The sequence below is a fragment of the Kitasatospora sp. NPDC018619 genome, from assembly GCF_044391605.1.
Classification (GTDB): Bacteria; Actinomycetota; Actinomycetes; order Streptomycetales; family Streptomycetaceae; genus Kitasatospora.
On sequence record NZ_JBISAI010000009.1, the window covers coordinates 21,642 to 44,867 of the forward strand.

The 23,226-nt window shown below is 75.4% G+C and carries 23 protein-coding genes and 1 CRISPR repeat array; of the genes, 9 read left to right on the forward strand and 14 right to left on the reverse strand.

Annotated features, from left to right (window positions below; all coding sequences use genetic code 11):
• The first annotated feature begins 87 nt into the window (after positions 1-87).
• Complete coding sequence (locus ACH5AR_RS15940) at positions 88-555, forward strand: nitroreductase family deazaflavin-dependent oxidoreductase (RefSeq protein WP_396301997.1); 468 nt, start codon at positions 88-90, stop codon at positions 553-555.
• Between the two features lie 86 nt (positions 556-641).
• Positions 642-1,338: direct repeats of the CRISPR family, unit length 28 nt; unit sequence CTCCTCCCCGCACCCGCGGGGGTCAGCC.
• Positions 1,339-1,440: 102 nt separating this feature from the next.
• Here the strand turns inward: ACH5AR_RS15940 and ACH5AR_RS15945 are convergent.
• Together ACH5AR_RS15945 and ACH5AR_RS15950 are read right to left on the reverse strand one after the other, a co-directional pair.
• The gene (locus ACH5AR_RS15945; protein ID WP_396301998.1) at positions 1,441-2,823 is read right to left on the reverse strand and encodes a M14 family metallopeptidase; all 1,383 of its coding nucleotides are present in this window, start codon (positions 2,821-2,823) and stop codon (positions 1,441-1,443) included.
• 136 nt (positions 2,824-2,959) lie between these two features.
• On the reverse strand, positions 2,960-4,357 hold the full coding sequence (locus tag ACH5AR_RS15950) for a BTAD domain-containing putative transcriptional regulator (protein ID WP_396301999.1): 1,398 nt from the start codon (positions 4,355-4,357) through the stop codon (positions 2,960-2,962).
• 156 nt (positions 4,358-4,513) lie between these two features.
• On the opposite strand from ACH5AR_RS15950, the gene ACH5AR_RS15955 reads away from it, so the two are divergent.
• The 3 genes from ACH5AR_RS15955 to ACH5AR_RS15965 all read left to right on the forward strand — a co-directional run bounded on the left by ACH5AR_RS15955 (position 4,514) and on the right by ACH5AR_RS15965 (position 6,950).
• On the forward strand, positions 4,514-5,146 hold the full coding sequence (locus ACH5AR_RS15955) for a hypothetical protein (protein WP_396302000.1): 633 nt from the start codon (positions 4,514-4,516) through the stop codon (positions 5,144-5,146).
• 200 nt (positions 5,147-5,346) lie between these two features.
• Positions 5,347-6,183: a DUF4389 domain-containing protein gene (locus tag ACH5AR_RS15960; protein WP_396302001.1), complete on the forward strand. Its 837-nt coding sequence runs from the start codon at positions 5,347-5,349 to the stop codon at positions 6,181-6,183.
• Between the two features lie 134 nt (positions 6,184-6,317).
• Complete coding sequence (locus tag ACH5AR_RS15965) at positions 6,318-6,950, forward strand: peptidase inhibitor family I36 protein (RefSeq protein ID WP_396302002.1); 633 nt, start codon at positions 6,318-6,320, stop codon at positions 6,948-6,950.
• 31 nt (positions 6,951-6,981) lie between these two features.
• On the opposite strand, the gene ACH5AR_RS15970 is transcribed toward ACH5AR_RS15965, so the two are convergent.
• On the reverse strand, positions 6,982-7,164 hold the full coding sequence (locus ACH5AR_RS15970) for a hypothetical protein (protein ID WP_396302003.1): 183 nt from the start codon (positions 7,162-7,164) through the stop codon (positions 6,982-6,984).
• A 316-nt stretch (positions 7,165-7,480) separates the two neighbouring features.
• Between ACH5AR_RS15970 and ACH5AR_RS15975 the strand changes: the two genes are divergently transcribed.
• On the forward strand, positions 7,481-8,755 hold the full coding sequence (locus tag ACH5AR_RS15975; protein WP_396302004.1) for a hypothetical protein: 1,275 nt from the start codon (positions 7,481-7,483) through the stop codon (positions 8,753-8,755).
• A 51-nt stretch (positions 8,756-8,806) separates the two neighbouring features.
• On the opposite strand, the gene ACH5AR_RS15980 is transcribed toward ACH5AR_RS15975, so the two are convergent.
• Together ACH5AR_RS15980 and ACH5AR_RS15985 are read right to left on the reverse strand one after the other, a co-directional pair.
• Positions 8,807-10,111, reverse strand: coding sequence for a nucleotidyl transferase AbiEii/AbiGii toxin family protein (locus ACH5AR_RS15980; protein WP_396302005.1), 1,305 nt, complete (start codon positions 10,109-10,111; stop codon positions 8,807-8,809).
• On the reverse strand, positions 10,108-10,839 hold the full coding sequence (locus ACH5AR_RS15985; RefSeq protein WP_396302006.1) for a hypothetical protein: 732 nt from the start codon (positions 10,837-10,839) through the stop codon (positions 10,108-10,110). The genes ACH5AR_RS15980 and ACH5AR_RS15985 overlap by 4 nt, the downstream gene beginning before the upstream one ends.
• Before the next feature lie 253 nt (positions 10,840-11,092).
• Here ACH5AR_RS15985 and ACH5AR_RS15990 point away from each other — a divergent pair, with 253 nt between their 5' ends.
• Positions 11,093-11,731, forward strand: coding sequence for a C40 family peptidase (locus tag ACH5AR_RS15990; RefSeq protein ID WP_396302007.1), 639 nt, complete (start codon positions 11,093-11,095; stop codon positions 11,729-11,731).
• Between the two features lie 104 nt (positions 11,732-11,835).
• On the opposite strand, the gene ACH5AR_RS15995 is transcribed toward ACH5AR_RS15990, so the two are convergent.
• Entirely contained in the window at positions 11,836-12,336 is a 501-nt protein-coding gene (locus ACH5AR_RS15995) for a MarR family winged helix-turn-helix transcriptional regulator (protein ID WP_396302008.1), read from the reverse strand.
• 82 nt (positions 12,337-12,418) lie between these two features.
• On the opposite strand from ACH5AR_RS15995, the gene ACH5AR_RS16000 reads away from it, so the two are divergent.
• Positions 12,419-12,862 (forward strand): VOC family protein, encoded by a 444-nt coding sequence (locus ACH5AR_RS16000; RefSeq protein ID WP_396302009.1) that lies wholly within the window; start codon positions 12,419-12,421, stop codon positions 12,860-12,862.
• 52 nt (positions 12,863-12,914) lie between these two features.
• Here the strand turns inward: ACH5AR_RS16000 and ACH5AR_RS16005 are convergent, their stop codons facing one another.
• From ACH5AR_RS16005 to ACH5AR_RS16030, 6 genes are all read right to left on the reverse strand, one after another.
• A complete protein-coding gene (locus tag ACH5AR_RS16005; RefSeq protein WP_396302010.1) occupies positions 12,915-13,196 on the reverse strand; it encodes a hypothetical protein in 282 nt (93 codons plus the stop codon).
• 185 nt (positions 13,197-13,381) lie between these two features.
• The gene (thrS, locus tag ACH5AR_RS16010; RefSeq protein ID WP_396302011.1) at positions 13,382-14,722 is read right to left on the reverse strand and encodes a threonine--tRNA ligase; all 1,341 of its coding nucleotides are present in this window, start codon (positions 14,720-14,722) and stop codon (positions 13,382-13,384) included.
• A 311-nt stretch (positions 14,723-15,033) separates the two neighbouring features.
• Entirely contained in the window at positions 15,034-16,323 is a 1,290-nt protein-coding gene (locus ACH5AR_RS16015; RefSeq protein WP_396302012.1) for a GNAT family N-acetyltransferase, read from the reverse strand.
• An 85-nt stretch (positions 16,324-16,408) separates the two neighbouring features.
• Complete coding sequence (locus tag ACH5AR_RS16020; protein ID WP_396302013.1) at positions 16,409-17,014, reverse strand: TetR/AcrR family transcriptional regulator; 606 nt, start codon at positions 17,012-17,014, stop codon at positions 16,409-16,411.
• Positions 17,015-17,193: 179 nt separating this feature from the next.
• A complete protein-coding gene (locus ACH5AR_RS16025; RefSeq protein WP_396302014.1) occupies positions 17,194-17,958 on the reverse strand; it encodes a hypothetical protein in 765 nt (254 codons plus the stop codon).
• A gap of 240 nt (positions 17,959-18,198) precedes the next feature.
• Positions 18,199-19,080: a 3-hydroxyacyl-CoA dehydrogenase family protein gene (locus tag ACH5AR_RS16030; RefSeq protein ID WP_396302015.1), complete on the reverse strand. Its 882-nt coding sequence runs from the start codon at positions 19,078-19,080 to the stop codon at positions 18,199-18,201.
• Between the two features lie 156 nt (positions 19,081-19,236).
• On the opposite strand from ACH5AR_RS16030, the gene ACH5AR_RS16035 reads away from it, so the two are divergent.
• On the forward strand, positions 19,237-19,989 hold the full coding sequence (locus ACH5AR_RS16035) for an acetoacetate decarboxylase (RefSeq protein WP_396302016.1): 753 nt from the start codon (positions 19,237-19,239) through the stop codon (positions 19,987-19,989).
• Between the two features lie 108 nt (positions 19,990-20,097).
• Here the strand turns inward: ACH5AR_RS16035 and ACH5AR_RS16040 are convergent, their stop codons facing one another.
• Positions 20,098-21,348 carry a serine hydrolase domain-containing protein gene (locus ACH5AR_RS16040; RefSeq protein ID WP_396302017.1) on the reverse strand — a complete coding sequence of 417 codons (1,251 nt, stop codon included), beginning with the start codon at positions 21,346-21,348 and terminating at the stop codon, positions 20,098-20,100.
• 244 nt (positions 21,349-21,592) lie between these two features.
• Complete coding sequence (locus ACH5AR_RS16045; protein ID WP_396302018.1) at positions 21,593-22,081, reverse strand: carboxymuconolactone decarboxylase family protein; 489 nt, start codon at positions 22,079-22,081, stop codon at positions 21,593-21,595.
• 49 nt (positions 22,082-22,130) lie between these two features.
• On the opposite strand from ACH5AR_RS16045, the gene ACH5AR_RS16050 reads away from it, so the two are divergent.
• Entirely contained in the window at positions 22,131-23,135 is a 1,005-nt protein-coding gene (locus ACH5AR_RS16050; protein WP_396302019.1) for a pirin family protein, read from the forward strand.
• Positions 23,136-23,226 lie beyond the last annotated feature (91 nt).

The window sequence follows — 23,226 nt, forward strand, 5'->3', positions numbered from 1 at the left end:
GGTCGTGCGGTGCGGCGCCGGGATCGGCCGTCACACTGGTGCCGGGCGGTCACGACACCGTCCGTACACGACAACGGAGTGAAGGCCATGCCTCTTGAGGGCGAGTACGACCCCAGTCCGGCGCAGTGGGTGCGCGAACAGGTCGAGCTGTACGAGAGTTCGGGCGGCACACAGGGAACGACGCTTCGGGACACCGGCCTGCCGGTCGTCATCGTCACGATGCGCGGCGCGAAGAGCGGCAGGATCCGCAAGGTCCCCGTGATGCGCGTCGAGCACGAGGGGCGGTACGCGATGGTGGCCTCGAAGGGCGGCTCCCCGAGCCACCCGACCTGGTACTCCAACCTCAGGGCCGACCCGCAGGTGGAGCTTCAGGACGGCCCCCGGCGCCAGGACATGACGGCCCGTGAGGTCACCGGGGACGAACGGGCCCAGTGGTGGAAGCGCGCCGTCGCGGCGTACCCGTCGTACGCCGAGTACCAGGAGCAGACCGACCGCGAGATCCCGGTCTTCGTCCTCGAACCCGGGCATGCGGCCGGGGCTGAGGGCACGAACTGAGCTTCGGGGGCGCGGCAGGGTGTCGGGGCACTCCGCCGGTCAGTAAAGAACTGGCAAAGCCCCCGCATCGCCCCAGCTCACAAAGCCTCCTCCCCGCACCCGCCGGGGTCAGCCGCCCGCGCCCTCGCCCTGACCGGGGTTCGGGGCCTCCTCCCCGCACCCGCGGGGGTCAGCCGCACCAGCGTCTGGGCATCGTTGGCTTGCATATCTCCTCCCCGCACCCGCGGGGGTCAGCCGTCTTCGGCTGCGGCGACGCCCTGTCCGGTGGTCTCCTCCCCGCACCCGCGGGGGTCAGCCAGTAGCGGACGGGGTCGGGCATGGGTGGCTCCGCTCCTCCCCGCACCCGCGGGGGTCAGCCGCAGCAGGCCCGTGTGACAGCGTGGTACCTCGTCTCCTCCCCGCACCCGCGGGGGTCAGCCGACCCTCACCGTCGGCGCGGTCGGCGCCTTGGCCTCCTCCCCGCACCCGCGGGGGTCAGCCGACCCTCACCGTCGGCGCGGTCGGCGCCTTGGCCTCCTCCCCGCACCCGCGGGGGTCAGCCGTAGTTGGTCATGATCTGGAGTGCCGGTCCGCCCTCCTCCCCGCACCCGCGGGGGTCAGCCGCAGCGGACGTTCCGCCGCTACGCCGCCGAGATCTCCTCCCCGCACCCGCGGGGGTCAGCCGCACGTGCGGACCTGCGCGCACTCCAGGTACAGCTCCTCCCCGCACCCGGGGGTCAGCCGCCGATCCTGTTGGCCCCGTTCGGCCTGGCGGCATCCTCCCCGCACGCGCGAGGGCAGCCACTCTGCGGTCGGTGCCCCGGCCTTCCGCGCCAGCGACGATGCGCGGCCCGACGGCCGGGTGCCGGCCGCGGGTGGCCCGCGGCCGGCACCGAGGGGGCCCGCTCAGGTGGAGATGCCGCAGTACTGCTGCTGCTTGCCGATCGCGCGGTAGACGCAGTCGGCCGTCTCGACGAGGCGCAGGACCGCCTCGCGGTTGCGGCTGGTCTCGCGGCCGATCACTTCGTCGGGCGGGTAGAAGCCGTCGCTGCCGTTGGGGCCGGGGTACATCTCGAAGGTGTACGCGAAGATCCGTTGGGCGCCCCACAGCCAGTCGTCGATCGCGCCGTCGGTGATGTAGAGCTCGCTGGACTGCTCGGGCGTGTAGCCGTTCGTCGCGGCCATGCCGCGGCCGAGGGCGGCGAAGGTGTCGTGCTCGTCGGCGGTCATGCCGGGGGCGGTTTCGGCGGTGGTCCAGCCGTACGGCCAGAGGACCAGTTCGCTGTAGGTGTGGAAGTCGATGGCGGCGGTGATCTGCTGCTTGCCACCCACGATCCGGCTGCGGACGAAGTCGGCGACCACCTTGGTCTCCTTGGCGGACTCCGGGGCGCTGCCCCGGTAGGTCTCGTTGGAGGTGGAGCCCGAGGAGCCGCCGCAGCAGCCCCACTTGTAGTTCCAGTTGCGGTTGAGGTCGGTTCCGACGTTCCTGCTGCCGGCGTTCGGCTGGCGGTCCTTGCGCCAGCTGCGGTAGCGGCCGGTGGCGATGTCGTACTCGCCGCCGTCGGGGTTGAGGTCGGGGATGACCCAGATCTCGCGGCTGTTGACGGCGTTGGCGATGCGGCTGTCGGTGGCGTACTTGTCGCCGAACTCGTGCAGCAGGTAGAGCGCCATCTCGACGGTGAGGTGTTCGCGGGCGTGCTGGTGGGCGGTGAACAGCACCTCGGGCTCGTCCTCGTCGGTCCCCACGTTGTCGCTGATCTTCACCGCGACGATCGGCCGGCCCTCGTAGGAGGTGCCGATGACGCGCTTGCTCATGATGTCGGGGTGGGCGGCGACCACGGCGTCGATGTCGGCGGTGGCCTCGGCGTAGTTGTGGTAGCCGGAGTCGGCCTGCGGGAAGTCGTACACCGGCCCGGCCAGGCCGTCGTCGCCCTGCCCGGCACCGTGCTCGGGGCCGGGCAGGGCGACGGGCGACCAGCCCAGTGCGCGCAGCCGGGTGGCCTCGGCGGCGGTGGCGGTGACCACGACGGCGTCCGGCAGGACGGCGTCGACGGACGCTCCGGTGGCGGCGACGGCGGTGCGCTCGGCGACAGTGCGCGGGCCGTCGAGCCGGTACTGCCGCACGGTGCCGGTGTCCGTCCGGGCGCCGGACGCGCCGGACGTGCCGGAGGTGCCGGACCCAGCGGTCCCGGTGGTCCCGGTGGCACTGGCGGTGATCGGGGTGGCGAGGGCGAGGGCCAGCAGGACGGCGGTGGCCGCGGCGGGCTTCCCTCGGCGGGGCAGTCGCATGACTGTCCTCCTGTGGGGGTCCGTGGGGAGGGACGGTGGAGGAGCTTCGGCGCGCGCCAGCTTGATGGTCCGTCAGTGTCATGAGTTCGTCAAGGTGTGGGAAAGCCGGGCTCCCAGGGCGGACGGCGCACCGGGCTCAGGAGGTCCGGACGGTCCCGCAGGTTGCCAGGCTGCACCAGCGCCGCCGGGCGCCCGCGTCCAGGAACAGCCAGCCGCAGCCGCTTCCGGGGCAGCGGCGGACGGTGAACCGGCGCGGGTCGGCGAGCAGTTCGGCGGCCGAGCGGGCCGCCGCGTGGAGCGGCAGCGGCAGGCCGACGGCCGGTGGCAGCCGCCAGTGCGCCAGGCCGTCCTCGCCCCGGGTGAAGACCGCGGACCGCCCGGCCTCCTGGACCACCGCCGCCACCGCGCCGAAGGCGGCGCCGTCCTGCGGGTCGGTCAGCGCCGCGTAGAGCGCGGACCGGAAGGCGCGGGCGTCGGCGAGTACGGCGTCGGCCTCCTCGGGCCGCTCCGCCGCCCGGCGCAGCAGTGCCTCGACCACCGGCTCGTCGGCGAGGTCGTGGTGGCCGGCCCAGACGGCGAGCGCGGGGTAGCCGCGCAGCCAGTCCGCCCCCGGCAGCGGGGCGCCGCCCCAGCCGGCGTAGGTGTTGCAGAACTCCAGCGCCGGGTGACCGCCCGCGCTCCACGGCAGCCACTGGTCGCCGACCCGCACCGCGTAGAGCGGCGCCGGAGGGCGGTCGAGCCGGGGGTCCGCCCGCAGGATGCGGTCGTGTAGCGCGGCGAGTTCGGCGCCGGGCTCCACGCCGAGGCCGTCCACCAGCAGCAACCGGGTGCGGCGGTAGAGGGCGAGCGCCTCGGACTGCCGCCCGGCCCGGTAGAGGGCGGTCATCAGGGCGAGGACGAGGCGCTCCCGGGCGAGCAGGTCGTCGGCGAGGAGCCCGGCCGCGCCCTCGGCCTGGCCGGCCGGTTCCGCGGTGCCGGCCGGCCAGGCCGAGGGCACGGTCAGGTCGGCGAGCACCTGCTGGTGGCGGCCCATCGCCAGCAGGACCTCGGCCCGCTGTTCCAGGGCGGACAGCCTCAGCTCGGACAGCCGCCGACCGATCCGCTCGCGCAGGTCCTCGTCGGCGACGTCCGCCAGCAGCGGCCCGCGCCAGAGCGCGAGCGCCCGGTCGTGGCAGCGCAGCCGCTCACCGGGGTCGCCGGTGGCGGCCGCCCGGGCGGTCAGGTCGAGGAACTCCCGTACGTCTACGGCGTGCCGGCCGGGCGGCAGGGCGTACCCGTCGCGCCGGGTCTCGATCACCACCGCGTACGGGCGCAGCCGGGCCCGCAGCCGTCCGACGTAGGTGTGGACGGTGCCGCGGGCGCGGGCGGGCGGGTGGCCGTGCCAGAGCAGGTCGATCAGCCGGTCGGTGGTGACGGCCCGGCCCTCCTCCAGCAGGAGGACGGCCAGCAGGCACCGCTCCTGGCGGCGGCTGCCGGCCAGGACGGGTTCGCCGTCGTGGCCGGCCTCGAACGGGCCGAGCAGTCGGAACTCCATGGCGGGCCACCCTAGGCGCCCGAACGGCCGGACGGGGAGCCCCCCGGGCCGCGATCCCCGGGCGGCGGGCGCGCCGCGCTCGTGGTGAGAATCCGGTCAGCGGCGCCTGCCACGCTGGGGCCGCCCAGGCCCGACACCTCATCGGAAGGACCGAGCATGCGACGAACCCCGCTCACCGCCGCGCCCATCGCGCTGGCCGCCGTCACCGCCGTCGCCCTCGCCGCACTGGCGGCCGTCCCGGCCGGCGCCGTACCCGGCCCCGGGGCCTTTCCCGCCGGGGCCTCCCCCGCCGGAGCCCCCACCGCCGGAAGCACCCCCGCCGGTGCCTCCCCCGCCGCGCCCGCCTCCGGTCACGGGGGCGGCTGGGAGCCCGCCCCGACGCCGCCGGCCGACTTCCCGGCCGGTTCCCGCTGCGACGCCCCCGTGCACATGGCGCCCGTCGTCGACGAGGTGCAGCGGCGGGTCCTGGAGTACGCGCCCGACGGCACCACCGTGCGGCGGGCCGCGTTCCGGGGCGCGCTCGTGCTGCGGCTCACCAACACCGCGACCGGCGCCCGGTACGACGCGGACGCCGGAGGCCGGGCCGTCGTCGACTACCGCCCGGACGGCTCCCAGACCTGGCACGCCCACGGACCGGTCCTGCTCGGCGTCAGCCCGGGCGGCGGCAACCTGCCGCGCGACCTCTACACCGTCGACGGCGACTACACCATCGACATCAGCGCCACCGGCTACCGGACGGTGACCATCGGGCGGGGCTCCGCCGAGCCGCTCTGCGCGAAGATCTCCTGACCACGCCGGGCGCACATCCCCCACCCGGCACCCGTCCCACCGCACCGGCCCCGCCCCGCCGCGCCGCGCCGCGCCGCCGCCGCGCTGCCCCGTCCGGCGCAGCGCGGCGCGCGCGGCGGCCGGGGTGCTGCGATCTTCGGAGGGACCCGGCCGTCCCCCCGACCGCCGGGTCCCGTCGTCCCGAGACCGTGGAGGCCCGGATGTGGCAGGCTCCCCCCGCCCCCGTCAGCCGTGAGTGGCTCCCGGTGCTGGACATGCCGGCGCCCGGCCCGCAGAACCGCTGGACGGTGCTGCTGCGCGCGCTGCTGCTGGTCCCCCAGTTCGTGGTGGTGTGGGTGCTGTCGGTGGTGGCGTTCTTCGTCACCGTGGTCGGCTGGTTCGGCGCACTGGTGCTCGGCCGGCTGCCGGGCTTCGCGGCGGCCTACCTCACCGCCTTCGTCCCGTACGACACCCGGGTCACCGCGTACCTGATGCTCACGGGGGACCGCTACCCGCCGTTCCGCTTCGAGGCCCCGGAGCACCCCGTGCAGGTCGGGCTGCGGCCGGGCGGGCTGAACCGGCTCGCGGTGCTGTTCCGCATCGTCCTCGTCATCCCGGCCTCGATCGTGCAGGGCCTGTTGTACGCCGGGTGGTGGGCGGCGTCGTTCGTCCTGTGGCTGGTGGTGCTGGTGCTCGGCCGGATGCCGCAGCCGCTGTACGAGGCGACGGCCGCGGTCCTGCGCTACCGGCTGCGCTACACCGCCTACCTGGTGATGCTCACCTCCGCCTACCCCAAGCGCCTGTTCGGGGACGAGCCGGGCAGCGAGCCGGGCGGACCGGTCTCGGCCACCCGTCCGCTGGTCCTGAGCGGCGGCGGGCGCGGCCTGCTGGTCCTCTTCCTGGTCCTCGGCCTGGCCTCCTCGGCGACGAGCTCGGTCACCGCCTCGGTGGACTCGGACGACCCCACCGAGGAGGACACCGCGCCGGCCCGGCAGGTCACCGCTCCCCTGGTGCCGGGCCCCGCCGACACGGCCGGGCGTCCCGCACCCTCCCGTTGACGCCACGGGCACGCGCGCACCGGAGGTCCCTCCGATCCGGGGGCGCGTACGCACCGGCGCACCCCCTCCGTCTGCACGCCGCCTGATCGGGAAAGCCAGGTTACCGGCGGTATGCGCACGGCTACGTTTGGCATATGACGCATTCTCGATTCCGCCGACTCCTCGTCCGCACCGTCGGGGCCCTCGTCCTGCTGGCCGCGCCCCTCGGCGCCCAGGCCGCCGCCGCACACGCCCCGGCCGGAGACCGGCGAGCCGTCATCACCGCCCTGGACGACGGCGACCGCGCCGCGCTCCAGCGGGCGGTGGACGTCCAGCTCGCCGCGGGCCGGGGAGGCCGGCAGAGCGCCGCCAACGAGGTCAGCTACCCGGACGGGACGGTGGTGGTGCTCCCGCTGCCCGGGCAGGCGCAGGCCCCGCCGTGGAGCGGCGACCACAGCCGGCGCTCCCTCCGGAGCCCGGACTGGAAGAACTGCCCGACCCCGGCCAGCCAGCCCTCCTTCTACTGCTTCTACGCCGACCGGAACTGGGGCGGCCGCCGGATCCAGTTCAACCTGTTCCACGAGGACGCCGCGGTGTACTTCGCCGACTACGGCTTCCGCGACCAGGCGAGCAGCTGGGTGAACACGGCACGCGGCCTGGAGGTGATCGTGGACAACGACCCGGGGGACGGCCAGTGGCAGATGCTCTGGAAGGAGCCCGCGGAGTCGCTGTCCGCCTCGGTCGCGTACGACAACATGGCCGACCGCTTCTGGGCGGTCAGGCAGTAGCCACCGGCCGTCCGCCGGGAGCCCGGTGCAGCTACCGGCCGCCGACCGAGGCCGGGGGCGAGACGGCGCCAGTGGCGACCGGCTCGGGCGTCACCGTGATGTAGGTCGGCGCCGGGGCGGTCTGCCGGGAGTCCGCCGCGTACCAGCCGGCGCCGAACGCGACGATGCCGAGCAGAAGGCCCCCGAGGACCAACGTGACGATGTGCTGCTTCATGGCCCCCAGGGTAGGGGTGCGACGCCCAACCTCCTTGCCGCCACGGCACCCTGGGCCCGCCGGGCGTCAAACACGGTTGACGCTGCGGCCCGGACGGCACCCCCGGGCGCGCTCCACCCCCGTTCGGTCCGGCCCTCCACCCCGTCCGGTCCGGCCGTCCGCCCGTCGGCACGGCCGGCGGCCGGGTCCGGGAGTGCACCGCCGGGTAGCCCCCGGGGCCGACCGGCCGGACCGCGCGGGCAGCGCCGGGACATTCCCCCGCCATCGGTGAACTCCCCTTGTATAAAAGGTCGGAGCGGACCGAGGAGGTTGCAGCATGCACGCGAAGGACCAGCCGCAGCGGGCCGGACAGCCCCAGCGCGAGGCGGGCCCGGCCCGACGGCCCGGCGCCGGACCACACTCCGAGGGGACGCCCCCGACGGGCGGCGCGGCCCTGCAGCGCACCGTCGGCAACGCGGCGGCGGGGCGCATGCTCGCGGACCGGCGCGACGACCGCCGGGCGGCCGTCGGGCTCCAGCGCGCGCCGGGCGACCCGCCCGCCCCGCGGCGGCCCCGGATCCAGCTCGACCAGAACAACGTGCTGAGGATCTGCGAGGCCACCACCCGCGACGGGCAGCCCACCTCGGGCGGACGGTCGGCCGACCTGCGGAACATCGTGTGGGAGGACCACTGGGCCGCCATCTCCGAGGTCTGCCGGAAGTACAAGTACACCATCGCCGTCCGGGAGACCGGCGAGCACTCCATCCGGCGCATCGCGGAGGGTGCCAGGCCCAAGCCGCACACCATCCTGGAGAAGTCCATCAAGCCGTCCTCCGTCGCCAAGAAGTACGGCACCGGGCCCGGCCAGGTGCAGCGCGACCCGGCGGAGGTCCTGGCCTGGCTCCAGCAGCACGACCTGAGCGGCTTCGTCGGCCACTGGAACGACCAGGGCCTGGTCGGCGTGCGGATCGACACCCCGCCCCCAGCCGTCCAGGCCCTCGACATCGTACGGACCGACGGGGGCGTGGAGTACGTGCCGATCGCCGTGGGGACGCCGGACGGCGGCCCGGAGCTGGTGCAGCTGAAGACCTACCCGGACTGGAAGCGCTACCTCTACACCGGCGACTACGACCTGCACGAGGTCTACGCCGCGCGGGGCGGCACCGGCGGCGGCCAGATCCCGGAGGCCACCCCCGAGAAGGCCAAGCTGCTGAACCGGCTCAACGCCGGGATCGCGGGCAGCGCCCGACCGGGAGAGGTGGAGCGCAGCGGCCAGACGGTGTTGAAGGACGGTCGGCTGCACATGGCCCCCGGCTCCGACCACGCCATGTTCCAGCACGGCGACCAGGCCACCTACCGGATGAACCAGTACCTGGAGGCCCTGGAGGGCGAGGTGGCCCGGCACGCGGCGCAGCTGGTGCGGGCGGTGGCCACCGAGGCCGACGAGCCCCTGGCCTGGTGCCGCATGGGCCAGTGGTACGTGACCAGGAACCGCGAGGAGCACGCCGTCCTGCGCGCCCGCTGGAAGCTCGCCGTGCCCCACACCTGGGGCGCCGCCGAGGTCGAACGGACCGCCGGCGGCGGCTACCGCACGGCCAACTACATCGACTGACCCCGGAGCGCGCCGCCACGCCGCCGGGCGTGCGGGCTCCCTGGCGGCACGTCAGCTCCCTCCGTCCCCTCCGTCGCCTGCCCGAGGGCCGTCGGCGAGCTCGGCGGCGTACCGCGCGGCGGCCTCCGCGAGCCGGGGCAGCCTGGCCTCCCGCCCGTCGGCGAAGCGCTCGGCGACGGTGCGGTGGGCGGCGGCGAGGTCGCCGTCGAGCAGTTCGTTGGTGACCACCAGGGCGTCGTCCGGCAGCAGGTAGCGCCGGAACAGCCACTCCTGGACGGCGCCCATGCCCGACCGCGCCAGCACCTGCCGCAGCTCCTCCGTCAGCGGGCCCAGCCAGCGGGCGCGCAGCGCGTACTCTCCGTGTTCGGCGAAGGTCGGGTGGAGCAGCGCGACGAGCTCGGCCAGGTACTCCTCGGCGGGCTCGGCGAAGCGCGGGTAGTCCTTGGCGAACTCCTCCCAGTCGACGTCGAGGCGGGTGAGGTCCCGCGGGAGGAGGGACCGCAGCCGCAGGGAGGCGTCGGACTGCGCGAAGACGTCCCGGAGCAGGTCGTAGGAGACCTCGACGGTGCGCGCGAGCAGGACGGCGTCGTAGAGGTCCTTGCCCTGCGCGTGGGTGTCCGTGACCAGCCAGAGGAGCTTCCAGGCCAGCGACAGCTCCGGCGTCGCGGCGAGCAACTGGCCAGTCACGCCCGGCAGTTCGCAGCGCCGGGCCGGGACGGGCAACCGCTCGGTGAAGACGAAGTCCAGCTGGACCGTCCCGCCCGGGACGCCCGGGGCCGTCCACGGCAGGACGAGCCGGCGCCCGGGCACCCGGTCGTACGTCCAGATCTCGTCGCTGACCGCCTCGCCGGCGTGCAGCCGCACGGTGCCGGAGAGCCGTTCGGCGCCGGCGGCGAGCTCCCGGAACAGGCGGTCGGTGCGCCTGTCCTCCAGCTTCCAGTCCGCGGGATGCACGACGAAGTCGAGGTCCCCCGGCTCCCGGGCCTGCTCGCCGTACCAGGCGCGCAGCAGGACGCTGCCGCGCAGCACCAGGTGCTCGGCCCACCGCGAGGCCGCGACGGCGGACAGCACGGTGTCCAGCGCCTCGCGCCGGGCGGCGAACCAGCGTTCGGCCAGCCGCGGGTCGGCGAAGGCCGGCTCGCTGGGGCGCAGGGCCCGGGGGTACTCGGCGAGCGCAGGGTCGAAGACCGGCTGCTGGCTGACCCCGTCATCCTCGACCGGCCGCACGCTCCTGGGCAGGCCACGGTCCTTGCGCACCTTCTCGGACGGCGGCTGCCGGGGCAGGACGACGCCCTCCCACGGCCCGTACCGGAGTGCCTCCCACGCCACCGGCACCGGGGACTGGCCCTCGGTCATCGCTGCTCCTCTCCTCCGTGCGGCCGGGCACCGTGCCCGGGCTCGTCGATCCATCCCGCGTCCAGCGCCTCACGGCTGTCCAGCACCACGAACTCGCGCTCCACCGAGGCCACTTCGCGGCCGTCGGCGGCCAGGGCGCGCAGCAGCGCGTCCAGTCGGCGGCCCGCGGTGTCCCGGCCGACCCAGCGGCACCGCTGGGTCACGAACCACTCGCACCGGCCGTCCGCGCGCACCCGGCGCGGATTGCGCGACAGGTGCGCGCCGTGCCGCACGGCCAGGGCGGTGAGGGCGGCGAGGCGGGCACCGCCCGCGTCCGCACCGGGCGCCGGGCGCGGGAGCAGCAGCTTGACGTGGTGTTCGAAGTACCGGCCGGGGCCGTGCGCCAGGGCGTCCTCGTCCGACTCCGGGACGCCCCGGGCCCACGGCGCGGCCTCGATCTTCGCCCGGCGGACGGTGAACCCCGCCGCGGCGAGCCGGTCCGCCGTCCGGGCCGCCGCCGCGGCGACCTCCTCCAGCGTGCCGTCGGCGCGCAGGGTGAGCATCGGCTGCGAGGGCGCCGCACCGCGGGCCAGCAGGATGTGGGTGAACTTCACGCCGTGGCCGCGGGCCCAGGCGGCCAGCGCCTCGGCGGCTCCGGGCTCCACGGTCAGGTGCACCTCGAAGTCGCCCCGGACGTCGGGGGGCGCGGGCCGGTCGTCACGGCGCCGGTCGGAACGGGTCACGAGCATGGGAGCATCCTGCCAAGGCGGTACGACAGCCCGGCCTCCGACGGCCGGGCGAACGTTCGCCGCCATCGTTGGCCCCTCTCGAACGACCGTCAACCCGTTTTCCGGCGAGCTCCGCTCCGCTTCCGGGCCGGTGCGTCCGCGATTTCACCGCTGCGGGTGATGGCGGACCAGCCCGTCGGCGCGCGATCCTGGTTCCTGCGCCGGGGCCACGCCCCCGGGCGCCCGTCCACCTCCAGCCCCGGGAGGCACCGCCATGGAGTCCCAACCGTCCGGCCGCGACCAGTCCTCCGGAGTCCGTCGGCGCCGCATGCTCGGCCTCGCGCTCGGGGCGGGCCTCGTCCCGGCGCTCGGCCCGGCGGCGCAGGCGGCGTCCGAGGCGGTCTCCGAGGCGCCGCCCGTGTCGGCCCCGTCGCTGTCGGCCGCCGCGCTGGGCCGCCGGGTCGCCGCCGTGGCCGCGAGCCAGCTCGGCGTGCCGTACGCCTGGGGCGGCGGTGACCGGCTGGGCGCGAGCCTCGGTTTCTGCGACGAGGACAACGGCTGGTCGAACGGCGTGTGTATGGGCGAGAAGACGGTCGGCTTCGACTGCAGCGGCCTGTCGCTCTACTGCTGGTACCGGGCCAGTCACGGCACCGTCGAGCTCGGGCACTACACCGTCGCGCAGTTCAACCTCAGCGCCCCGGTGGCGCGCGACGCGCTGGCCCCGGGCGACCTGCTGTTCTTCTCCCGGCCCGACGCCCCGCTGCACCACGTCGGGATCCACGTCGGCGAGGGCGCGATGATCCACGCCGAGCGGACCGGCACCCTGGTCGCCCGGGTCGAGAACGTGCTCGACGTCCCGCGCTGGGCGGGCGAGTTCGCCGGTGCCCGCCGCCCGGGGCAGCCCGCCGCCTGAGCCGGCCGCGGGCCGGGGCGGCACGGGCCGGGCCGCTGGGGCGGGCCGAGGCACTGGGGCGGGCCGAGGCGGGCGCTGGCGCAGTGTCCGGCCGCCGAGCACGATCACGGGCCGCCGCGCCGATCCTCCCCCACCGCCGCCCCGTGGTGCACCCGCAGCAGCAGTTCCTGCAGCGTCCGCCGCTCCGCCGCGTCCAGCGGCGCGAGCACCTCGTCCTGCACCGTCCGCGCCTGCGTGTCGAGTTCGGCGAGCAGCGCCCGTCCGGCCTCGGTGACCGAGACCGACACCCGCCGCCGGTCAAGCCGGTCCCTGGCGCGCTCGACGTACCCGGCGGCGGCGAGCTGGTCGGCGACCTTGGCCAGGTCGCTCGGGTCGATGGACAGCCGCCGTACCAGGTCCCGCTGGGCCTGCGGGCCGAAGTCGGCGAGCGCGGCCAGCACCGCCATGTCCCAGAGCCGCAGGCCGCGTTCGGCCAGCCGCTCGGCGAGTCGGCCGCGCGCCGTCCTGCCGATCCGGGAGAGCAGGTAGGTGCTGAGGTCCAGCAGGGTCGGGGGGAGTCCGGTCGGCGGGAGCCCGGGCGCGGGCTGCGGGTGCTCGGAAGCCATGGCGCCAGTCTAGGGTCCCTCCCTATAGTGGGTGCCGACCCACTAATTCGGAAACCGCTCGCCCGCTGCCAGGAGTTCGCCCGTGGACGCCCTGTACCCCCGCCTGCTCGCCACCCGCTTCGCCGAGTGCTTCGACTTCTACCGCGCCGTCCTGCCCCCGCTCACCGGCGCCGCCCTGGTCAAGGGCTCGCCCGAGGGCCCGTACGCCAACTGGGACCTCGGCGACCAGGCGCTGCTGGCCCTCTTCGACGGCGCCGCGCTGGCCGCCGCCCTCGGCACCGCCGAGCCGGCCGCCCGACCGGCCGCACCGCTCGGCGCACCGCCCGCCCACCTTGCCGCGCCCGCGCGGGACACCGCGATGCTGGTGCTGCGGGTGGCGGACGTGGACGCCGCCCTCGACCTCTGCGTGCACCACGGCGCCACCCCGGCCGCACCGGCCACCGACCGCCCGCAGTGGGGCCCCACCCTGCGCACCGCCCACCTGCGCGACCCGGACGGCCGGCTGGTCGAGCTCCAGTCCTACTGACCGCCCGCGCCGCCGCACGGGCTCCGCTCCCCCGGACGGCGCCGACCGGCGCCTACTCCTCCGGCAGCGGCCGACCCGCTGCGCCCGAGGCCTCGAACCGGCCCTCGGCCTGGGCGAGTTGCTCGGTCCGGTAGTCCGTGGCGCAGGCCCGCCCGACGGCCTGCGCGGCGGTGTCCGCCCCCGGGACGTGCCCGAGCACGGCGGCGCAGTACCGGACGGCGGGAAGCGGCAGCGGGCGGAGCTCGGCCGAGCCCGCCGGGGTGGCGGCCACGGCTCCGGCGAGGGCGAGCGAGCCGGCCAGAACGGGAGCGGCGAGGCCGCGGGGGATGCGCATCGGGTACCTCCATGCGGGTGGGACGGCGGCGGTGGACTCGGCCGCCCGCCCATTCGACGGGCGGCCGCCGCCCCCCGGCCCGGCCGACACACCGCACGCCGCACTAGTCGTACGTACGCCACCGGTGCGGCGGCCTCCGGAGCCGGTGGCCCGCCGCCCCCGCGCCCCCTCCGAACGCCCCGCGTTCAGCGGCCGGACGGCTCCGGAGCGCCCTGCGGCCACAGCTCCGCCTCGCACGCCGCCACCAGCGCACCGATCCGCGCCCACGCCTCCTCCGCCGGCCGCGGATCCAGTCGGCGGCCGTCCCGCAGCCGCAGCGCGACCCGGTCGTCCGCCGCCTCCCTCGCCCCGATCACCGCCTGGTACGGCACCAGCCGGGCCTCCCGGATCCGGGCGCCGAGACTGCCGTGCTCGGGGCCGGCGACCTCGGCGCGCAGCCCGAGGTCCAGGCAGCGCTGCCGGAACCGTTCGGCCTGCGGCAGCTCGGCCTCCGAGACCGGCAGCAGCACCACCTGCACGGGTGCGAGCCAGGCCGGGAAGGCGCCCCCGTACAGCTCGATCAGGTGGGCCACCACCCGCTCGACGCTGCCGATCACGCTGCGGTGCACCATCACCGGCCGGTGCTTGGCGCCGTCCGCGCCGATGTAGTGCAGGTCGAACCGCTCGGGCTGGTGGAAGTCGATCTGCACGGTGGAGAGGGTGAACTCGCGCCCGGCACCGTCGGCGATCTGCACGTCGATCTTGGGCCCGTAGAACGCGGCCTCGCCCTCCGCCGCCTCGAACGGCACCCCGGAGCGCTCCAGCACGTCGGTGAGCAGGGCGACGGCGCGCTCCCAGAGCCCTGGGTCCGCCACGTACTTGCCGCCCGCGCCGGGCAGCGAGAGCCGGTAGCGGACGGGGACGACGCCGAGCGCCCGGTGCGCCTCGCGGATCAGCCCGAGCGCGGCGACGGCCTCGTCGGCCGCCTGCTCCGGGGTGCAGAAGATGTGGGCGTCGTTCAGCTGGATCGCCCGGACCCTGGTCAGCCCGCCCAGCACCCCGGACAGCTCCGAGCGGTACATGCCGCCCAACTCTGCCATGCGCAAGGGGAGTTCCCGGTAACTGTGGGAGCGTGAGCGGTAGATCAGCGCGTGGTGGGGGCACAGGCTGGGGCGCAGCACCACCTCCTCGGAGCCCAGCTCCATCGGTGGGAACATGTCGTCCCGGTAGTGCGACCAGTGGCCGGAGATCTCGTACAGCTCGCGCTTGCCGAGCACCGGGGAGTAGACGTGGCGGTAGCCGGCCCGGCGCTCGCGGCCGCGGATGAACTCCTCCAGGGAGTGCCGGATCGCGGCGCCGTCGGGGAGCCAGTAGGGCAGGCCCGAGCCCATCAGCGGATCGGTGTCGAACAGGTCCAGTTCGCGGCCCAGCCTGCGGTGGTCGTGCGCCGGGAGGCCGTGGGCTGCCGCTGCCGCCCGGCGGTCGGCGGGGCGGCCCTGGGCGGAGCGGTCGTGGGCGGGGCGGTCCTGGGCGAGGTGGTCGTGCACGGGGTGGTCTCCACTCGGTCTGCGGGCGAGTGGGTCCGGGAACGGCGAAGCCCCGGGGCACTCGCCCCGGGGCTTCGGACTAGGTCAGCAGTCAGCGCGCCGGGACTCTCTCCGGCGTCGTCGTGGCGAGTGCAGCGCGCTTCATGCGTTCCACGGTAGCAGCTCCGCACCGCCGGTGGTGATCCTTTTCCGGCCGGTGCGGCCGGTGCGGCCGACGGCGCCAGGGCCGATGGCAGCAGGACCCACCGCAGCAGGACCAACGGCAGCGGAGCCGACGGCAGCGGAGCCCGGCGGCAGCGGAGCCCGGCGGCTCAGAAGAGCGTCACGCACCCGCGCGCGGCCAGCGCCGCCACCAGCCGCTCCGGCGGCCGCACCCCGTTCCACCGCAGGTCCAGCTTCTCCAGCGCGGGCAGCACCCCGGGCCCGCCCAGCCAGTCGGGCAGTTCGGTGATCCGGTTGCCGCGCAGGTCGAGGCGGCGCAACCGCGGCAGCCCGGCGAGCACGGCGGGCAGCTCGGTGAGGGCGTTGTCCCGCAGTTCCAGCTCGCGCAGTTCGGCGAGCCGGCCGACGGAGTCCGGCAGCGCGGTCAACTCGTTCCCGCGCAGCCAGAGTTCGCGCAGCGCACCGAGCCCGCCGAGCGACTCCGGCAGCGCGGTGAGCCGGTTGTGCTGCGCGCGCAGCTCGATGAGAGACGCCAACCGACCGACGCCGCACGGCAGTTCCGTGAGCCGGTTCTCGCCCACGTTGAGGTGGCGTAGCGCGGTGAGCCGCCCCAGGGCCTCGGGCAGTGCGGTCAGCACGTTGTCGTGCAGATAGAGGAAGTCCCGCAACCCGGTGAGGTCGAAGAGTTCGGCCGGCAGCGCGGTGAGCCGGTTGTGCCCGAGGTCGAGGGTTCGCAACCTCGTCAACCGGCCGATGCCGGAGGGGAGTTCCCGGATGCCGGTGTCGGCCAGGATGAGCACGGTCAGCTCGGTGCGGTCCCAGACCTCGGCCGGGACCTCCGCGAGCGGCCGGCGCCAGAGGTCGAGCGTCACGTCCGCCGTTCCCGGCTCGCCCCGGCCCGGGCCGATCCGGAACTCCGCGAGCCGCCGGCCGTACCACCGGTCGGTCAGCCCGGTAGCGGTCATCCCGAGGCGCCGGCAGACCGCCGCGGAGCGGGCGTTGTCCGGGGCCAGCACCGCCCGGATCTCGGTCAGGCCGTCGGCGAAGCCCTTGGCCAGCAGGGCCCGGGCGGCCTCGGTGGCGATGCCCCGGCCCCAGCTGTCGGGGTGGAGGTGCCAGCCGATCTCGATCTCGCCGTCGCCGTCCGGCAGCGGCACCAGCAGCACCGTGCCGGCGACGACGCCGGTGTCGCGGCGCTCGACGGCCCAGACGCCGTAGCGCGGGTCGGCGGACCTCGTCCGCCAGCGTTCGATGAGGGCCCGGGCCTCCCCGGGCTCGGCCAGGGCACGCGGCGTCCGGCCGAGCCACCGGGCGACCTCCCAGCGGGAGTAGATGTCGAAGGCCCGCTCCTGGTCGGCCGCGGACGTCGTCCACCGACGCAGCACCAGCCGTTCGGTGGTCAGCACCGCCTGCGAGCCGCCCTGTTCCGTACCCGCCACCTCGCGCACCCCTCTTCCGACGATGTGCGGATCACCGTACGCACCGCAGCCGCCGGGCGGAACTCCGCGGCCCGGGCGGGCCCTTTCAGCCGGCGCCGGCGTGGAACAGCCCGTCCACGACCCGGTGGAGGAGTTCCTCCGGGAACTCGGCGAGCTCGCCCCGGGCCTCCTCGGTCAGCCGCATCGCGGTGGAGCCCTCGTGCAGGATGACCAGCAGCCGGGCGAGGTCGCGCGGGCGGACCTGCGAGGTGTGCTCCGGCGCCTGCTCGATCAGCTCCACCAGTCCGTCGACCAGCCGGGCCTCGTGCTCGGCGAGGCGGCGGGCGACCTCCGGGTGGCGGGCCGCGTGCAGGGTGAACTCCATGGACAGCAGGAACCAGCCCTCGTCCTCCCGCCGCCGCTCGGCGAGTTCGCGCATCAGCCGGGAGGGGAGGTCCTGGCCGGGCCCGGTGTCGGCGAAGGCGGTCCGCAGGTCGGCGAGCAGCCTGTCGATCTGCTGGTCGTAGAGGGCGAGGAACAGCTGTTCCTTGTCCTGGTAGTTGGAGTAGAAGGCGCCGCGGGTGAGCCCGGCCCGGGCGACGATGTCGCGGATCGAGGTGGTGTGGAAGCCGTGCTCGGTGAACAGGGCGAGGGCGCTGTCGTTGAGGGCGGCGACGGTCAGCGGGCGCCGCTTCGTGGGTGACTTGGGCACGAACTGCGGTCCTCGGGTCTCGTTCCTGGCTCGGCGGTGCCGCCGGGCGGCCCGGCCCAGTCTACGGGCGGGCGGGCGCGGCCTCGGCCGGCGGACCAGCCGGCGGACCGGGCGGCGGACCGGGCGGGGACCGGCCCCGACGGGCTCGGGGCTCGGCGCCGGCGCACGGAGCGCGGCGCTCAGCTCGCGGGTGGGAGGTGGCGCGCCGCCACCAGCCCGGCCAGCGTCCGGAGCCTGGCGAAGTACTCGCGGCCGTACTGCTCCCCGCTCAACGGCACCACCGTGTCGAGGTCGGCGATGCGGTGCCAGAGGTCGGAGACGCTGCGGCTGTCGAACCCGCCGCGCCCCTCCCGGTACACGGCGCTGCCGACGGCGTCGTCGAGGACGGTCAGGTCCACCCCCGCGACCTCCACCGCGAGGAAGCCCCTGGGGAACCGGGCCTGCCGGTGCTCCTCCCCCAGCCTGTCGAGCCGCGCCTGGTCCGACTCCCCGTCGGCGAACGCGTCGGCCGTGCCCGTGGTCCGGTCGGCCGCCTCCGCCGCTGCGGAGGTGTCCGCCGCCGCGGCCGGGAGCAGCTCGGACACGGCGTCGAAGACGGCGCGCACCAGCTCGACGGCCCGGCTCGGGTCAACGTCGTCGCTCGCCACGACGCCCCGCGCGAGCGCGTCGCGCAGCCGCAGGCACGGGTCGAGCCGGGCGGCGGATCCGGCCCCCAGGAGCCCTTCGGCGGCGGCCCGCCCGACCAGCGCCCGGAGCGGTTCCTCGGCGGCCAACCGGTCGGCGAGGACCTGCTCCAGGGCGAGCAGCGCGTGGGTGACGGCCACCGTGGCGAACTCGTACCGGAAGTAGGAGTGCCGGATGAGCTCCCGGGAGGTCTCCAGGGCGCTCATGACGCCCATCGCCACCCCGGCGGGCACCTCCAGACCGGCGACCAGGTCCTGCATTCCCGGATGGTCCGGGGCGATGCTCCAGGCGCGGGGGTCCGGGGCGGGAGGCAGCGGCGAGGGGATCACCGGGGCAGTCTCACCACGGCCGGCGCCGGGTGCCACCGGTTTTCCGGGGCTGCGCACGCCCGCCCGCCGCCCGCCCAGGGTCCGGTCCCCCCAGCCCGCGCTGCCACCGCCCGTGCCCGCCGCCACCACCGCGACCACCACCGCGACCGCGACCGCCCGACTGACGTCGGCTCAGGCCGCGGCCGCCCCGTCTCCCGTGCCGTACTCGTAGAACCCGCGCCCGGTCTTGACGCCGAGCCGGCCGGCCCGGACGTACTCCGCCAGCAGTTCGCGCGGGCCGGCGGGCAGTTCGGGGCGCTCGGCGGCGTAGTGCTCCTCGATGTCGAGCACGACGTCCAGACCGACCTGGTCCATCGCGCGGAACGGGCCGCCGCGCAGGCCGGTGTTGACGGACCACATGGCGTCCACCTCCTCGGCGGTGGCGACGCCCTCGGCGACCACGGCGAGGCACTCGCGCTTGATGGCCGCCCAGACGCGGTTGAAGATGAACCCGGTGCTCTCCCGGCGCGCCTCGAACGGGAACAGCCCGTGGCGCGGGAGTTCGGCCAGCAGCAGGTCGAGCACGGCCCGGTCGGTGTGCCCGCTGGACATCACGTCCACCGCGTTCTGCGCCGGCGGCATGTAGAAGTGGATGTTCACCAGGCGCTCGGGCTCCCGCACGCAGTCGACGAAGCGGCTGGTCGGGTAGGACGAGGAGTTGCTGCCCAGGATCGCGTCCGGCTCGGCGGCGCGGTCGAGCTCGGCGAAGACCCGCTGCTTGAGCTCCGGCCGCTCGGGCACCGCCTCGATCACCAGCCAGGCGCCGCGCAGCGCCCCGGCGAGGTCGTCGCCGACGGTGACGCCGCCGGGCTCTCCCCCGCCCACCGCTGCGGCGACGGCGGGCAGCTGCGCCTCGACGTAGTCGCGGGCGGCCGCGAGCTGCCCGGCCGAGGGGTCGTAGATCCGGACCTCCCCGCCGCCGGTGGCGAACATCAGGGCGATGCGGCGCCCGAGGGTGCCGGCTCCCACGACGGCGACGGGGCGGCCGGTGGGGTCGGGAACGGTGAACGACATCGAACTCACTTCCTTGGCTGTGCTGCGCTCCGGGGGCGGTGGCCGGCGCGGGCTCCCGCGCGCTTGCCTCCCATCCCCGATCGGATGCATGGTGTATCCGATACACATGGTATCCGTTTGAGGAGACCGAGCAAACCGCCCCAGAAGGAGCCCCCGATGCGCGCCGACCAGATCCTCCGCCACGCCGCCACCCCGCTGACCGCCCCCGTCTACCCGCCCCGCGCCACCCGCTTCACCGACCGGGAGTACCTCAACGTCGTCTACCGGACCGACCCGCGGGCCCTGCGCGCGGTCGTCCCGGAACCCCTGGAGATCGACGAGCCCCTGGTCCGCTTCGAGGTCATGAAGATGGGCGAGGTCGACGGCTTCGGCCCGTACGTCGAGGCCGGCCAGGTCGTGCCGGTCCGGTACGGCGACGAGGAGGGCGAGTACCTGCACGCCATGTACCTGGACAACTTCGCGGCCACCGCCGCCGGCCGGGAGCTGAGCGCCTACCCCAAGGTGATGGGCCGCCCCCGGCTGTTCAGCGAGGCCGGCGCCCTGGTCGGCACGCTCGACCACGGCAGCCAGCGGGTCGCCACCGCGACCATGGCCTACAAGTGGCAGCCGCTGGATCCGGCCGAGGCGCGCGAGCAGATCACCGTGCCCACGTACGGGGTGAAGATCGTCCCCGACTACACCGGCGGCCTGCGGGTCTGCGACCTGGTCCGCACCCGGATCACCGACGTCACCGTCAAGGAGGCCTGGACCGGCCCCGCCCGGCTCCAGCTCTCCGCGCACGTCATGGCGCCGCTGGCCGACCTGCCCGTCCTGGAGGTCGTCTCGGCCAGCCACATCCTCACCGACCTCACCCTCGCCCCCGCCACGCCCGTCCACGACTACCTGGCGGAGCAGCGCCGCGCGGCCTGAAGCCCGCCGGGCGGGCGGCCCCCGAAACGGCGCCGCTCCGGTCCGTCCGCGCCGTCGAGGACCCACGCGGACGGGCCGGAGCGGTGCGGCCGCCCGTTCAGCGGACGGTCAGCCCAGCCTCGGTGGCGCGGCGGCCGGCCCACCGGCCGCCGCCGTGCCGGTGCCGGTCCCGGTGCCGCAGAAGGCCTGCTCCAGGAAGCCGGCCTCCGCCTGGAGCTGCGCGACGGCCTGCGTCTCGTCCCCGCGCGGGGTGACGGAGAGCGTCACCTGCCGGTCGCCCGAGCTCCACATCTGGGTGCCGTACCCGGGCACCGAGCCGTCGTGCCCGTAGACCGGGCCGCAGGAGAGCTCCCAGCGGGCCAGCCCCAGCCCGTAGCCCACCGAGGCCGGCACGCCGTCGATCACGATCGGCGTGGTCGCGGCCATCTCCTTCAGCAGCGCCGGCGGCAGCAGCCGGCCCTCCAGCAGCGCCTTGTCGAAGCGGTTGAGGTCGCTCAGGGTGGAGACCAGCTCGCCCGCCGAGTTCGCCCAGGTGACGCTCGCCACCGTGATGTCCCGGTCGCCGCCGCCCTGCGGGCCGGGCCCCGCGGGCAGCGTCCAGTAGCCGTGCGCGTGCGGGCCCCGGATGCCCGTGGCCGCGCCCGGGAAGTACGTGCCGGTGAGGCCGAGCGGGCGCAGGACGCGCGCGGTGATCTCCTGGGCGTAACCGCGCCCGGTCACCTTCTCGATGACCATGCCGAGCAGGGTGTAGTTGACGTTGGAGTAGCCGAACGTGGCGCCCGGCGGGAACACGGGCGGGTGCGCCACCGAGGAGGCCACCACCTGGGCCGGTGTGACGGACCGGGTCAGGCCGCCCTGGTCCAGCCAGGCCCGGACGACTGCCGGGTCCGTCCAGTCGGGGAAGACCCCGCCCTTCTCGTTGGTGGAGTCCCACAGGCCCGAGCGGTGGCCGAGCAGCTGGCGGACGGTGATGTGGTCGCCGTTCGGGACCAGTCCGGGCAGGTAGCGCTCGACCGGGTCGTCCAGGCCGATCCGCCCCTCCCCGACCAGCTGGAGCACCGTGGTGGCGGTGAACACCTTGGTGACACTGCCGGCCCGGAACCGTCCGTCCGGGCGGACCGGCGCGCCGGTGACGAGGTCGGAGACGCCGGACGCCCCGCGCCAGACCCCCTTCCCGTCCCTGACCTCCGCGATCGCCGCTACCGCGCCGGCGCCGGTCACCGCCCGCAGGGCCGCAGCCCGCGGATCGCCCGGGCCGGGCCGCCCGCCCGCGGCCTCGGCCGCACCCGCCGAGACCACCGGCCCGGCCAGTGCCAGGCAGACCGCCCCCACCAGCGCGGAAAGCGTACGACGTGCCATGCGACCCCCCCTTCACCGTCGGCGAGCAGTTCCTCGCCCTCGCCGCCCAGCTTCGCCGCCGCGATGACGGCCCGTCATCCTCCCCCGGGAGGAAGCGGCCGTACGCCCACCAACGGAGGCTCTCCACCGGACGGCGGAGGCCGCGCCCCCGGTGCCCGGCCACCGACCACCGGCCTCGGACAACCAGCCTCCGACAAACCGGCTACCGGCTACCGGCTACCGGCCACCGGCCACCGGCCACTCGCTACCGGGCCGCGGCGGGGCGGACCGGGTGCTTGCTCAGGATGGACACCCGGTTGAAGGCGTTGATGGCGATCGACACCCAGACCGCGGCGGAGATCTCCTCGTCGTTCAGCACCGCGCGCGCCGCGGCGTACGCGGCTTCCTGGAGCGCCGCATCGGCCGGGGCGGTGGTCGCCTCGGCCAGGCCGAGCACCGCCCGCTCGCGGTCGGTGAACACCTCGGTGTCGCGCCAGGCGGCGAGCACTCCCAGGCGCTGGGCGGTCTCGCCCTCGCGGACCGCGGCCCGGGTGTGCACGTGCAGGCAGTAGGCGCAGCCGTTGATCTGGGACACCCTCAGGTTGACCAGCTCGATCAGCCGCCGGTCCAGCCCCGCCGCGGCCGCGGCCTCACGGGCCGCCTCGGCGGCGGCCACCATGGCCTTGTACGCCTGGGGGCTCTGCTTGTCGATGAAGACCCGCCGGTCCCCCGGAACCGCCGCCACACCACTCACCTGGACTCCCTAGGCTGATCACTGCTGTCGCCCGCCACTCTGCCATGGCATGATAGTTGAATATAGAACTACTTACCACCCGGGAGGGACCCCCGTGAGCACCGCCGAGACCGACACGGCCCGCACGCCCGCCGCCGCCCCGCAGGTCGAGGTCCTGATCGCCCGGGACGTGCCGCTCGGCGGCCCCCGCGCGATGACCGTGCGCCGCACCCTGCCGCAGCGCTCCCGCACCACCATCGGCGCCTGGTGCTTCGTCGACCACTACGGGCCCGACGACGTGGCGAGCACCGGCGGCATGGACGTCGCCCCGCACCCGCACACCGGGCTCCAGACCGTGAGCTGGCTGTTCACCGGCGAGATCGAGCACCGCGACAGCCTCGGCATCCACGCCTACGTCCGACCGGGCGAGGTCAACCTGATGACCTCCGGCCACGGCATCGCCCACTCCGAGGTCTCCACCGCCGCCACCACCGTCCTGCACGGCGTCCAGCTGTGGGTCGCCCTGCCCGAGGAGCACCGGCACACCGGCCGCGACTTCCACCACCACGCGCCCCGCCCGGTCGCCCTGGACGGCGGCGAGGCCAGGGTCTTCCTCGGCACCCTGGCCGGCGACACCTCCCCCGTCCCCACCTTCACCCCGCTGCTCGGCGCCGAACTCACCCTGCGCCCGCACGCCACCGTCACCCTCGACGTGGACCCGGCCTTCGAGCACGGCCTGCTGGTGGACAGCGGCGAGGTCCACCTCCTCGACACCCCGCTGCACCCCGCCGACCTCGGCTACGTCGCCCCCGGCCGCACCGCCCTCACCCTCACCAACACCGCCGAGACCGACGCCCGCCTCGTCCTCCTCGGCGGCACGCCCTTCGAGGAGCGGATCGTCATGTGGTGGAACTTCATCGGGCGGTCCCACGAGGACATTACCCGAGCCCGCGAGGAGTGGATGAGCTCCGCGAATCCCGACCGCTTCGGCGCAGTCGAGGGCTACCCGGGCGACCGCCTGCCCGCCCCGGAGCTCCCGGGAATCCCCCTCAAGCCCCGGGGAAACGTGCGCTGACCTGGGCATTTGCCAATCGTGGTGCGGCGGCCGGCTCCGCCGCACCCCCGAGCCGGAGCCCCCCTGCGCCCACCCCGAAGCAGGCCTGCCG